Origin of the sequence: Chryseobacterium cucumeris, assembly GCF_001593385.1 — a bacterium.
In the GTDB taxonomy this organism is placed as follows: domain Bacteria; phylum Bacteroidota; class Bacteroidia; order Flavobacteriales; family Weeksellaceae; genus Chryseobacterium; species Chryseobacterium cucumeris.
The window spans coordinates 505,333-518,471 of the sequence record NZ_LUVZ01000023.1; the positions used below are offsets into that span (position 1 = coordinate 505,333).

The following is a 13,139-nucleotide window of genomic DNA, read 5'->3' on the forward strand; positions in this document are numbered from 1 at the left end:
ATCATAACAAGGATATGGAAGTACTATCCAATTTTCAATATAAAAAGCTCTTTCTTCCGAATATTACGGATAAGATATTGGCTAATAATGCTGATATACAGCTGTATCGGATAGAAAATTATCTTAAAGGTATTCTGATGCCGGTGATTCCGTATCGTACCACATTCAATTTTATTATTTTCGTTACCAATGGCCATATCAGACAATATCTTGAAAATAAAGAATATCATGCTGAAAAAGGAGGCGTGATCTTTATCAAACAAGGAACAATTACCGCAACCGTAGAGCTGTCAGACGATATTGAAGGTTTCTTCCTTGCTTATGAAAATAATATTTTGTCTGAGCAGGAACTGCCCAAACATAAAAGCAGTATTTTCTTCATGACTCCCTTCCTGAATCTGGACAGCCTGACGTATGGAACCATTACACAGCTTCTTCCGATAATGGAACAGGAATTATGGTTGAATAATCTCAATGTGAATGATGTCGTTGTGACAATGCTTCATTTGATTCTCATCAAAATGCTGAGCACAGATTCTGATACTCATCACAAATCTGCAACCCGTCCCATGGAACTGTCTCTTCAGTTCCGTGATCTTTTGTTTAAATATCATGTTGGGGAAAAGAGAGTAGCTTTTTATGCTGATAAACTGTCCGTTACGGAAAGTTATCTGAATAAGTGTGTCAAAGGGGTTACTCAAAAATCTCCAAAACAGTGGATCAATGAGATTGATATCAATTACAGCAAAGCACTACTTCACTCCAGTAAAGATATTGCAGAGATTGCCTACGAACTGAATTTCCATACCGCATCCCATTTTACCCAGCTTTTCAAAAAAATTGCAGGAATTACGCCAAAGGAATACAGGGTTCAGTTTTTGAATAACAGCAGGATTTCAGTCTGATATAAAGAATCGAATTTGTGTAATGTCAATGGTCAATTTTTGCTGCGCAACTGAATAGTCAATGATGCTGAAGTACAGAATAAAAAATTCACTGCGAAGCAAATTCACCATTCACTATTGATTGGTCTCCCTTACATCTTTTCATTTTCCAGAATCTTCAGCACCAGTCTTTCTTCTTTTGTAAGATCGGCTTTTCCGTCATTTTCTTCTATCACTTCCAGTTCATCAAGATATTTTTTGATACTATTATTCTCATAAAGGTTAATGACTAAAGGATGAACATAATACTTTTTGCAGACAGCCGATGTATTTCCCAGGTTTTCTGCCACGATATCCAGGGCTTCTTTTACCTTCTTTTTATATTCAGTGTCATTTTCCGCATATCCGATTTCTTTAAAAGCGATCAGAGCACTTACGGTTCCGGACCATGTTCTGAAATCCTTTGCTGTAAAATCTTCACCACTGATCTCTTTGATATAGTCGTTCACCATCCCTGAATCTACAGAATGACGGTTTCCTTCATCATCAAAATATTGAAAAAGTTCTTTCCCGGGAATATCCTTGCATTTCTGAATAAGCCTTGCCAGCCTTGGACTCCTGAGGTCGATTTGATGCATGACACCTTTCTTCCCTTTAAAAGAAAAAGAAATTTTTTGTCCTTTTACCTTTACATGTTTATCCTTTAATGTGGTCAGGCCAAAAGAACCGTATAATTTTTCATATACATTATTTCCAATACGGATATTGGTTCTTTGCATAAGGCTTACAATTAAGGCAAGGATTTTTCGTTTCTCAAAATTTCTCAGGGCAAGATCCTGTTCTATATGCAGACGGATGTCAGGTAATGCATACCCGAACTGAAGCATTCTGTAAAATTTTGTATGATTTCTTAAAGCACTCCACAGAGGGTGGTAGCGGTACTGTTTTCTTTTTTTTACATCAAAACCTGTTGCCTGAAGATGGCCGTTATCAAGAGCACAGATCCATACATTTTCCCACGCAGGCGGAATCACCAGTTTATTGATCCTGGTAATTTCTTCTTTATCCTTTATTTTTTCTCCGTCCTTATAATAGGAATATTTCTTTCCGGTTTTCTTACGGGTAATTCCGGCGGTTTCCGCATCGGTGGTATATACGAGATGTACCGCCTTTGCAGAAGCTTCCGGATCCTTCATTATTTTAACAATTTTTGAAGGCTTAAGGTGAGAAATCATCTCCAAGTCTGTATTCTTCTCCATAAAAACATGGTTAAGAGTTTTTACCCTTCGAAAAAATCAGTAAAAGAATTCCTACTATCACACAGACTAAGATTATTCCCCACCACATTCCTGCCTTAAAAATCGTTTCTACGGCTTCACAACTTGTGAGTGTCAACAACATTAATATTGTAATACTGTAAAAGCTCCATTTTTTCATAGGTGTCAATTTTTGTGGGTGTACTAGATTCGGAGCCGGTCAGCTCTCCATTTTTTGATAGACCTTTTAATTTCATCTCCTGAGATGTTTTCATGCAGTGCTCTGTATAAAAGCTCTTTGAATTCATCATCATAGGTAAATCTCAGGGCAGCAATCTGATCGAATTTCAGTTTCTCAGCAGTTTCATCAGACCTTTTATTGAAGATCTCAAAATAACGCTGTTTAAATTCCAGAACTACCATACGGTTTTGAAGTCCCAGTGCATAATGCTGCCTTGTCATAAATGCCAGATAAAAAAGCAAAAAAATCAAGACAGAAAACAATATCCAGATCAGTTGATTTCCGGGGTCGTCCCAGATTTTATAAATTCCTAAAATCTCCAATATAATGAGCAATGGAAGATAAATAAAATGATGTGGCGGATAAAATTTCCTGTGGTTATTGTAGTTTTGCTGTTTCATGCAATAAAATGTAGCAATAATCCTTCCAAAAATTTATTATTTTAATAATGTGGTAGTTTTTTTTACTTAAAAATGGTTTGTTTTGTTAAATATATTTAGTTGTTTAGTTTTTTTCAGAACACTTTAAGAATAAAGAATTATTAAGCAAAATAGCCGGTAGATTTACCTTCAGACATCAAATTTTTTGTAACTTTCGGTGGTTAAAAATAAAAAGAATGACTTCAAAGGAAAAAGTTGCTGCGCTTCGTGAAGAAATGCAGAAAAATAATGTTGATGCATTTATAGTATATTCTGCAGATCCGCATATGAGCGAATACCTTCCTGAAGAATGGCAGGAGAGAGCCTGGCTGTCAGGTTTCTTAGGTTCTGCCGGTTTCGTGGTGATTACCAAAGATAAAGGTGGACTTTGGACAGACGGAAGATACTTTACACAAGCTGCTATTGAACTGGAAGGTTCCGGAATTGATCTTTTTAAAGATGGAATGGAAGGAACTCCTAATTATATCGACTGGATTATTTCAGAAATTCCAGCTGGTGGTAAAGTGGCGGTAAATGCTGTTGCAGCTTCTCATGCTAACTGGGAACTGCTTTCTCAGAAATTCAATTCCAAAAATATTACACTTGCAGATGCTCCGCTTTTAAAAGAAGTATGGAAAGACAGAGGAACTCCGTCTGCTAATCCTATTTTTGTTCATCCGGTAGAAAGAGCTGGTAAATCAGTATCCGATAAAATTGCTGCAATCCGTCAGAAAATGGAAGAGCAGGAAGCTACCGTACACATTATCTCTAGTCTGGATGATGTGGCATGGACACTGAATTTGAGAGGAAGTGATGTAGAAAGCAATCCGGTATTCTTAGGATACATTGTGATTACTAAAAATGATGCTGTTCTGTTCACAGGATTAGAGAAAATGGAAGTGGCTGCAAGAAAACAAATGGATGATTCCTTTGTAAAAATGATGCCTTACGAAGAATTCTACAATTATCTGAAAACTTTCAAAAACGAAAAAGTTTTGGTTTCTCCGAACAGCAACCAACAGATTTTTGAAACATTAAAATCAGACAATCAGTTTATCAAAGCTCCGGTTCCCGGCAACCTGATGAAAGCTCAGAAAAACGAAGCTGAGCTGAATGGTTTCAGAACAGTAATGGTAAGAGACGGAGTAGCAATGGTGAAATTCCTTTACTGGCTAACGCACAATGCAGGAAAAGAAGCCATGAATGAATATTCTATCGGGCAGAAACTGAGAGGATTCCGTGCAGAAGGTGAAAACTTTGTCGGAGAAAGCTTTGGTTCTATCGTTGGATATAAAGATAACGGTGCTATCATGCACTATTCTGCTAAAAAGGAAGGAAGCAAAGAAGTGACCAACGAGGAAACAATTCTGGTAGATTCAGGAGGCCAGTACCTTGAAGGAACTACAGATATTACGAGAACTTTTGCTTTAGGAACCCCTTCGGAAGAGTTTAAAAGAAATTCAACATTGGTGCTACAGGGATTGATCCGTTTATCTATGGTGAAATTCCCGAAAGGTACAAAAGGAGTACATCTTGATGCTATTGCAAGACTTCCGCTATGGATGGAAGGTAAAGATTTCAACCACGGAACAGGACATGGAGTAGGAAGCTTTATGAATGTACACGAAGGACCGCAAAACATCAGAAAAGATCTGAATCCTCAGGAACTTCTTCCGGGAATGGTTTGTTCAAATGAACCCGGTTACTATCTTGAAGGACACTATGGAATTCGTCATGAAAACCTGATTGCAGTAAAAGAAGCAGAGAAAACAATTCACGGAACATTCTATGAATTTGAAACATTAACATTCTGCCCGTTCTTCAAAGATACTGTGGTGAAAGAGATGCTTTCAGAAAGTGAAATTGCATGGCTGAATGGTTACCATAAAACTTGTGAAGAAAAGCTTGCTCCACACCTGGATGGAGAAGTTAAAGAATGGTTCCTGCAACTGGTAAGCCCTCTTTAATAAACATTCAAAGGTGAAATCAGGTGTCAATCATCACTTTAAACCTTGAATGATAAACATTAAACTGGATATTGTTAGATAATCCAAAAGTCCTGTAAGGTATTTCCTTCAGGGCTTTTCTTTTTATACAACCGTATTTTTACGGATATAATTTTAGGGATTCCACTGATGCATAAAAAATAAGGTTCACCTATCTTTGTCACAACAAAACATCATTCATATCTTCATAAATAACTCAAGTAAATTCAAAACGGTAGATCATCTCGTCCTGAGATGATTTTTTTTGTTTTCAATTGAAATTTGTATGACTATTCCTTCTCTTAAAAAGAAGCTATCCCAAGTCTAAAAGTATCATTCTGAACACAGACTGAAAGTCTGCGAACGCAGTTCAGGAATGTAGTGAAGAATCTCACGATTCTGATTATTAATGAGATTTTTCCTTCGTGTTTGCTTTCTTAAAATAGAATTTTATAAAAATGAAAATGCTGCGTTTACAAAGAAGTATTTTATTTATTTTCGCTGAAACTTATTTGATATCATGGAACGTGACTATTTTCGAAGCTTTAATCTGTTTTCAGAAGATGAAATTGAAGAATTTCTGAAGTTTTCTGAGTTCAGACTTATCAATAAAAATGATTATTTCATACAGGAAGGAGAGCTTTGTAAGGAAGTAGGCTTGGTGAAGTCTGGTATTTTCCGTTCTTTTTATACTTCTGACGAGGGAAAAGATATGACATATTGCTTCAGGTTTCCCAATCATATGATCGCTGCCTATTCGTCATTTGTTTCCGGATGCCCAAGCAAAGAAAGTATGCAGGCTATTACCAATGCTGAGGTGATTATCATTAAAAAAGAAGCGGTAGATGAACTGGTAAAAAATAGTGTAAACTGGACGAAATTTTTAAAGATTATTGCAGAGCAGGAATATCTTGAACTTGAAACACGGTTTTTCCAGCTCCAGAGAGACAGTGCCGGCCAGCGGTATGAAACATTATTAAAGAATCATCCTGATTATATTCAAAACATTCCATTGCAGTATCTGGCTTCCTACCTTGGCATTACCCAACGTCACCTGAGCCGTATCAGAAAGGAAATTTCTTTTTAGACATTTGTCCTGCTTATTGAAACAGCAGCACTCTACTTTTGTCAAAAAAAGTTATGGAGCAAAATATTCTTATAATTGGAGGAAATGGGTTGGTAGGTAAAACAATTTCCCGTATTCTGAAATCAAGAAATCCTCATCTTACTGTTTTCATCGGAGGAAGAAAAGGGGGGAAAACAGACAAAGACCTGAAAATCGATGTCACAGATCCTTCCTCTTTTAAAGTGATCATTGAGAAAAAAATACAACTCATCATTCTTTCTGTGAATGATAAAGAAGATCATGTACTTCGTTTTGCCATTAATCATCAAATAGATTATCTGGATATTACCAAGCCTACTCCGGCTTTGGTGAAAGCTTATGATATTGCCAGAAAATCAGACATCAACAGCAGAATTGTCTTCAGCTCAGGATGGATGGGCGGGATTGTCCCGGGGTTGGCTAATATTCTTTCAGACTCAGGAGATATTAATGAAGTAAAACTCTTTGTCTATTATTCCGTAAAGGATCTTGCAGGTGAAAGTTCAGCTCACTTTATGGCAGAAAATGTAGCCGTTCCTTTTGTTCATTATAAGAACGACAAACCCGTTTCAATACGGCATTTTCTTGATACGGAAACCTTCAATTTCTCTTTTGGAATTGGGTATAGAAGTGCCTATAATTTTGATGTGCCGGATCTGTATATTTTCAACAAAGTAGAAAGAATTTCCGATGTGACTGTGAAGATGACCTACAATTCAAAATTCATTACCTGGCTGCTGGGAGCATTTCAATATCTCAGAATCTACAATATTTTGTCTTTAAAAGAAAGAAAAATGATTTTTGGGTCCAGTGGAAACGGAGATCAGTCGGTCTTTGAAATTGTAGTTGATGATCATTCAGGACAAAAGAAACTGAGTTTGCAGAGTGAAAAAGGACAAGCAGAATTAACCGCTTTATCTGCTGTTCTGCACACCGAAGAACTGCTGAGAAATCCTCATGAAAACAAGGTGTATTTCAGCCATCAGCTGCATGAGCCTTTATCATTAATGGCACAGCTTAATGCCTACGATTCTATCAATATTAATGTGAAATCATGAAAAAAATAGCCATTATCAACGGGCATCCCAATAAAGATTCGTTCAATTTTGGGGTAACAGAAGCTTACAGGTTGGGAGCCTCAGAGGCAGGAACAGAAGTGCGGGAAATCGTTATACGGGATCTCAACTTTAATCCCAATTTACAGTTTGGATATCAGAAAAGAATGGAGCTTGAGCCGGATTTACTGAAAGCCTGGGAAATTATTCAGTGGGCAGATCATCTCGTTTGGGTACATCCGGTTTGGTGGGGAGGATTTCCTGCCATAATGAAAGGATTTATAGACCGGCTTTTTTTACCGGGAATGGCTTATAAATACCGTGAAAATTCGGTATGGTGGGACAAGCTTTTAAAAGGTAAAACAGCACATATCATAACAACATTGGACCAACCGGGATGGTATTACCGTCTGTTTTTTGGCAGACCAAGCGTAAATCAGCTTAGAAAATCTATCCTTGAATACTGTGGGGTAAAACCGGTGAAAGTGACTTATGTAGGTATTATCAGAAATTCTAAAGATGAACAGAGGGCTCAATGGCTTAGGAAAGTGAAGGAATTAGGAAAGAAGCATCAATAGTTTGCACCTTATTTTTTTGGTAACGGAGAATGATAACTTTATCTGGTAATAGGGTCTTTTATTATCAGATAAAGTTTCATTATTAAAGTGAAAAAACGTTTGTTTCTCCATTTTATAGTCCTTTTTTGCCCTCAATCCAATATGCCTGTGATTTGATACATTTTGGAGATACTCCTCTGGCTTTAAGAAATTTTCTGATTAATGACATTCTTTCTCCGTTTCCTGTGAGATAAAAGATAACCTCATCATCAGAGATGGATTCTTTTTCTTCCCGCAGAAAATCATTCAAAGCTTCAATCATTCTCATGGTATTGTTTTTAGGACAGTGATAGCCATATAAATTAAGCTTTTCAAGAGCAGAACAATCATCAAGCTCATGAAGACAAATGAACAAAGAACCGGATTCCTCCACAGCTTCCTTGATCGAAAGAGAACTTCCCAATGATGTTTCATCTCCCAGAGAAAAATGAATCCGGGCACCTTGAGTAAAGAATTGTTTTCCTCTGGGCATTAAAAGTTTTATGGAGTCTCCTTCTCTCAGTCGGGTTACAAAATGACTTCCTGCAGCAGACATGTCATGCAAATGAAACAAAACATCGAAAGTTCCTGCTTCTTTGTTAAAATTAAAAGGAGAATAATTCCTGAAATCCCTGTCGTTGATTCTTATTCCGATGGCATAGGCAGGTTCATAAGGAACATTCTCTAATTCTGTGTCAAAGCGTATCAGTCGGAGATCATTGGTAATTTGTTCTATATGACTAACGGTACATTCTTTAAATTTGGAGGACCAGACATTTTCTACGGTGTCATTGATCCATTTTGGTAGGCTTGGCATACGTGATTTTTTATTGCAAAGGACGTTGCAAAATCAGAAAATACCGATAGCGGTTTCGGGGAATTAATTGGACTATTCGTGGTCGAGTATTTATTGGTGCTGATTCCGGAATTCTGATGGAGACCGGTCTTCCAGTTTTGAAAACAAACGGCTGAAATAGGTGTGATCACTGTATCCCAGTTCATAAGCTACCTCTTTTATACTCAGATTGGTAAAGACCAGTAATCTTTTGGCTTCAATCAGAATTTCCTGGTGAATCCAATGTTGTACAGGCTTTCCTGTGACTTCACGAACCGTTTCCGTTAAATATCCTCTTGTAATGTTTAAAGCTGCAGCATATTCAGATGGACTTTTCATGGTTTTAAAATCTTTCCGAACCAAAATTCTGAATGCTCTTGACAGCTGTAAAGCACGGTTTTCATCTGAAGCCGGAGAAATATTCTTCCGGGAATACATCAGAGCAAACATTCCGAGAAAAGCATTAAGCAGCGATTGAACGATGAGAAATCCTTCTTTAGTGGAAAGCATTTCGTTTGTATATGAGGCATGAAGTAGGCCGGCTGCCGTATTAAGGTTTTTGACAAGGTTCTTATCCACAGACAGAGGCTGTATTTCACCTAAAGATTCATCAAAAAAAGAACGTACCGTGTCAGGAACAAGTTCTGCTTTTACTGCCACAAACCATCCGCAGACATTTTTCATTAAAAGTCCCTGATGTACCTGTCCCGGCAATACGCAGAAAATAGTAGACTCTCTTGCTTCAACAGTTCTAAAATCGACCATCATTCTTACATGCCCGCTTTCCATGCAGGTGAAAATATAATGACTGTCCCGATGGATTCCTTTATCCAGAAGAATATCCCCAGAATCATAAGGCTGTTTATCCATCCTTTTGATATGGAACTGATGATGGGTAATACCATTTAAATCATAGGTGGGAATGGTCTGTTTCATCTTTAAACCTTTTGTGATGAGGATAATACGGAACAGCAAAATTACGTATTTTCACGGTTTTACATCCCGGATTTTAATCTCAAATTCGCGGTGCATAACCATGATGCTTCTTCAAGTCAGATTTTATATGAATATACACCGGAATTCGGAACAGAAAGAGAACCTGTTCCGGATTTTATTTTGCTTTTGAAAATGCCATTTTTATAGCTAAATACGTTAATACGCTGGCCATAAACCATTTCTGGACCTTTATCCACACCGGATTATTGGAAAAGAATACAGCAACTTTTGCAGCTGTTAATACAATGATAAAGTTGATGCTGAAGCTGATCAGAACCTGAATGATCCCTAGTTCCAGACTTTGGGTAAATATTGAGCCATACTCGGGTTTGATGAACTGAGGAAAGAAAGACAGGTAAAACACAGCCACTTTCGGATTCAGTACATTCGTTAAAAAACCAATGGTGAAAAGCTTTTTGGGACTATCATGAGCAACATTTTTGTCAACATCAAAAATATTTTTGCTTTTGGGTTTAATAGCCTGATAAGCAAGATATAAAAGATAGATAGTTCCCAGTGTTTTAAGAACGGTATACGCGAGTGGAACAGCCAGCAAAACAGCTGTAAGACCAAATGAAACCATGATGATATGGAATAAAAATCCACATACGACTCCGGCTAATGAGATAAATCCGGATTTTTTTCCCTGCGTTATAGATTTTGAAATCAGATAAATCATATTAGGACCAGGGCTGATGACTAAAATAAGTGCGGCTAGAATAAAAAATATAAGCTCGTGAAATGGAATCATGTTAGTACATATTTAAAGGGATTTCCGGTACAAAGATAAGTGGTGTTTCCGGTTTAATTTTATCAGAGATAGAAGAAAAAGTATTTTTTTCTCAAATTATATTTTATTTTCCACCTGAATGTGATTTAAAAAATAGATCAGTCTGTTTTTTTTGTAAATTTCAACTCATAAAATAATTATCATTCACAAATAAATATTATCATGACTACTGAAAACATCTTTGAAGCTATCAGAAAATGGAAACATCTTATTGATTCCTACAAAAACGGAATTGATACCAATGGAGCAGAAATTTTGAATTATTTGAATCAGGGAACTCACTTCAGCGTTTCAGGTGAAGACATTGCACTGTGGGAAAAAAATTTTGGAACTGATGACTTCAAAATGATTCATGCTTATGTAGGAATTCATGAAGGTCGGCTGAAATTTTTCCTGATTGATTCTAAAAGTGATAAAGATGCTCATTTCAATACCATTCTTGTTAAAGATTTCTTAGTAGAATTCAGTGAATCAAAAATAGAAAGCAGCAATGATATTGTAATAGATGTTCCTCCCATTACTGCTGAATCAGCCATTAACCGTAACTTCAGATGGAACATGTTTGGGACTTCCTGGCTGCAGGCTCAGAAAACAGAAGATATCTTTCAATTGATTTCCATACCGTTTTCAGATTATGAGAATATTGGAATTAAAGGTGGGCAGACGTGTACCAGTTTCTTTGGACTTACAGATGATCTGGAAAAAAAAGATCCCGACTTCCCTTATCATATCGAAATCATTACAGTGAAAAGTCTGGCCATTAATCATATGAGCGAGACTGCTGAAAATTATTCCACCCCAAGGCCTCCTTTTACGATTATTGATACTCTTAATGATTATCAACTTCTGAAGCAAAGTACCAGTGTTTTCGTATAACAGCCTATCCCTGTATTTACAAATTATGATTAATCTGGTCTTATGTATCGGGCTGATTGTATTGATAAAGGAAGGGATCAAGACAAAACTTCCTGTGATTATACTGCTCACAGGAGAATTGATGCTGGAGCTGACGGACTTAACGGACCGGCTGATGAAATTAAATACACTCAATATCTACAATTATACATTAAGTCAGTTTTTTGGTTTGATGACTCTTACCGTGATTTATAATCATTATTATATCCAGCTTTCCCTTAAATTAAGATGGATGATCTATTGTTATGCTATATTGGCATTGATTACTAATCTGTTATATGTGCAAGACAATACACGGATTACTTTTTATTCCAATATTATCACCAGTATTATTATTTGTAGCTATGCCGCCTCTTATTTTATGAAAATCATCAGGCAGGGCAGGGCAGACAGGAATATGTTTATTGTGAACATTCTTGTTTTCCTGTTTTTTTCTATAGAATGTATCATATCCACTACCTTTAATTTTTTAATCAGCAATCACCTGAGCTGGGTAGCACCTATCTGGCTTTTTAGAGGGATCTTATTATTGTCTTTTTATATAGCATTTATTAATCTGGGATGTGGCTTTGGGAAAATCAGGATCAGATAGTTCTATGGATATGGATCGGTATTGGGCTGTTTTTTTTAACAACGCTATTCGTTACGTTATTGGTGATTAATTATTTGAAAAGTATAAAGAAAAACAAACAAAAGGTTTCAAAGCTGGTCCGAAATACCCAAAAAGAATATCGGGAAAATATGCTGCTGGTACAGGAACAGGACAGAGAAAGGCTGGCAGAAGAACTTCATGATAATATTATTTCACAATTGAATCTTATCCGTTTGAATATCAATGATAAAAGACCGGAAGATCTTAATCATGATTTAAAAAAATCAATGCAGCTGATCCGGGAGTTATCTCATAATCTTACGCCACCTGATCTCAATGAGATAGAACTGGAAGATTTAATTGCAGACTATCTTGATCAGATCAATAAAAATGTAGAGGTTATTTTCCGTCATATGACAATAAGGACGGCCATCAGTAATCCTGTAAAACTTAATCTTTTCAGAATTGTTCAGGAACTGATCGCCAATATTTTAAAACATGCTGAAGCTACCAGAGTAGATGTTTCCCTAAGAATCTCTCTGAATTATCTGATACTAACCATAGAAGATAACGGCTGCGGATTTATCATAGAAAAACATTCAGGAGGGATCGGGCTGAGGAATATTCAGTCCAGAGCTCAAAAAATTAAAGCAATTTATAAACTTAAGACACAGCCTCAAAAAGGTACAAAATTCATTGCCTGTCTGGCATTACAATAAAAATAAACATGGAACACTCAAAAATTAAAATCGGAATTGTAGATGATGACCTGCTGTTTGTACAGCTTTTGAAAAATTATATTGAAAATAATGGAGACTTTCAGGTGTTGCTTACCTCAACAGGCGGATATCATTTTCTTAAAGAACAGGATTCTGCATCTTTAGATATCCTGATTCTGGATCTTCGGATGACCAATGGAGATGGCCTTGAAGTCATGGCTGAACTTGCCAAAAAAGAAACCGAAACAAAAATCATTGTTCTTTCCAGTTTCTACCGTCGTTCATTCATGGGGCAGATGCTGAAAATGGGGGCTCATGCTTTTTTACCCAAAGAAATTGAACTCGAAGAATTATTATCCGTAATCAAGACAGTTCATCATACCGGACATTATTTTTCCAATGACCAGATTAATGTTATGAGAACCCAGCTTTCCAATAAGCTTCCGGAATTTCATGCTTTTTCCAGAAATGAACTCACAGAAAGAGAAATAGATGTTTTAAGACTGGTCTGCCAGCAGTTGAGCACCAAAGAAATTGCAGATTCTCTGTTTATTTCACCCAAAACGGTAGAAACTCACAAGACCAATCTCATGATCAAAACCGGAGTGAAAAATATGGCAGGACTTGTTATTTATGCCGTACAGAATAAGGTGATAGATCCGGATGAGATTGTATTATTTGATAAATAGTTTGATCCAAAAAGAATCAGGGAGCACATTAATGTACTCCCTGATAACAAGAAATCTAAAAA

The 13,139-nt window shown here is 36.6% G+C and carries 14 protein-coding genes; 9 read left to right on the plus strand and 5 right to left on the minus strand.

Going from position 1 to position 13,139, the window contains the following annotated elements:
- The first annotated feature begins 14 nt into the window (after positions 1 to 14).
- Complete coding sequence (locus tag A1704_RS14680; RefSeq protein ID WP_062674616.1) at positions 15 to 905, plus strand: AraC family transcriptional regulator; 891 nt, start codon at positions 15 to 17, stop codon at positions 903 to 905.
- A 131-nt stretch (positions 906 to 1,036) separates the two neighbouring features.
- Here A1704_RS14680 and A1704_RS14685 read toward each other — a convergent pair whose 3' ends face one another.
- Together A1704_RS14685 and A1704_RS14690 are read right to left on the minus strand one after the other, a co-directional pair.
- Positions 1,037 to 2,143, minus strand: a complete 1,107-nt coding sequence (locus tag A1704_RS14685; RefSeq protein WP_062674618.1) for a DNA topoisomerase IB — start codon at positions 2,141 to 2,143, stop codon at positions 1,037 to 1,039.
- Positions 2,144 to 2,344: 201 nt separating this feature from the next.
- Positions 2,345 to 2,782, minus strand: a complete 438-nt coding sequence (locus A1704_RS14690) for a DUF6526 family protein (protein WP_062674619.1) — start codon at positions 2,780 to 2,782, stop codon at positions 2,345 to 2,347.
- 215 nt (positions 2,783 to 2,997) lie between these two features.
- Here A1704_RS14690 and A1704_RS14695 point away from each other — a divergent pair, with 215 nt between their 5' ends.
- The 4 genes from A1704_RS14695 (at position 2,998) to A1704_RS14710 (ending at position 7,523) form a co-directional block, all read left to right on the plus strand.
- A complete protein-coding gene (locus tag A1704_RS14695; RefSeq protein ID WP_062674622.1) occupies positions 2,998 to 4,767 on the plus strand; it encodes an aminopeptidase P family protein in 1,770 nt (589 codons plus the stop codon).
- A gap of 538 nt (positions 4,768 to 5,305) precedes the next feature.
- Entirely contained in the window at positions 5,306 to 5,872 is a 567-nt protein-coding gene (locus A1704_RS14700) for a Crp/Fnr family transcriptional regulator (protein ID WP_062674624.1), read from the plus strand.
- Between the two features lie 53 nt (positions 5,873 to 5,925).
- A complete protein-coding gene (locus A1704_RS14705; protein ID WP_062674626.1) occupies positions 5,926 to 6,948 on the plus strand; it encodes a saccharopine dehydrogenase in 1,023 nt (340 codons plus the stop codon).
- Positions 6,945 to 7,523 carry an NAD(P)H-dependent oxidoreductase gene (locus tag A1704_RS14710; RefSeq protein ID WP_062674627.1) on the plus strand — a complete coding sequence of 193 codons (579 nt, stop codon included), beginning with the start codon at positions 6,945 to 6,947 and terminating at the stop codon, positions 7,521 to 7,523. The genes A1704_RS14705 and A1704_RS14710 overlap by 4 nt, the downstream gene beginning before the upstream one ends.
- A 112-nt stretch (positions 7,524 to 7,635) precedes the next feature.
- On the opposite strand, the gene A1704_RS14715 is transcribed toward A1704_RS14710, so the two are convergent.
- The 3 genes from A1704_RS14715 to A1704_RS14725 all read right to left on the minus strand — a co-directional run bounded on the left by A1704_RS14715 (position 7,636) and on the right by A1704_RS14725 (position 10,123).
- Entirely contained in the window at positions 7,636 to 8,358 is a 723-nt protein-coding gene (locus tag A1704_RS14715) for a siderophore-interacting protein (protein ID WP_062674630.1), read from the minus strand.
- 90 nt (positions 8,359 to 8,448) lie between these two features.
- Positions 8,449 to 9,312, minus strand: a complete 864-nt coding sequence (locus tag A1704_RS14720; protein ID WP_062674631.1) for a helix-turn-helix domain-containing protein — start codon at positions 9,310 to 9,312, stop codon at positions 8,449 to 8,451.
- Between the two features lie 175 nt (positions 9,313 to 9,487).
- A complete protein-coding gene (locus A1704_RS14725) occupies positions 9,488 to 10,123 on the minus strand; it encodes a LysE family translocator (RefSeq protein WP_062674634.1) in 636 nt (211 codons plus the stop codon).
- A gap of 201 nt (positions 10,124 to 10,324) precedes the next feature.
- On the opposite strand from A1704_RS14725, the gene A1704_RS14730 reads away from it, so the two are divergent.
- Genes A1704_RS14730 through A1704_RS14745 form a run of 4 tightly spaced genes read left to right on the plus strand, consistent with a single transcriptional unit; the run spans position 10,325 to position 13,077 of the window.
- Complete coding sequence (locus tag A1704_RS14730; RefSeq protein ID WP_062674636.1) at positions 10,325 to 11,038, plus strand: hypothetical protein; 714 nt, start codon at positions 10,325 to 10,327, stop codon at positions 11,036 to 11,038.
- Positions 11,039 to 11,063: 25 nt separating this feature from the next.
- Complete coding sequence (locus A1704_RS14735) at positions 11,064 to 11,669, plus strand: hypothetical protein (RefSeq protein WP_062674638.1); 606 nt, start codon at positions 11,064 to 11,066, stop codon at positions 11,667 to 11,669.
- Positions 11,639 to 12,388 carry a sensor histidine kinase gene (locus A1704_RS14740; protein ID WP_062674640.1) on the plus strand — a complete coding sequence of 250 codons (750 nt, stop codon included), beginning with the start codon at positions 11,639 to 11,641 and terminating at the stop codon, positions 12,386 to 12,388. Before A1704_RS14735 ends, A1704_RS14740 begins: the two co-directional genes overlap by 31 nt.
- Before the next feature lie 8 nt (positions 12,389 to 12,396).
- Entirely contained in the window at positions 12,397 to 13,077 is a 681-nt protein-coding gene (locus A1704_RS14745; RefSeq protein WP_062674641.1) for a response regulator transcription factor, read from the plus strand.
- Positions 13,078 to 13,139 lie beyond the last annotated feature (62 nt).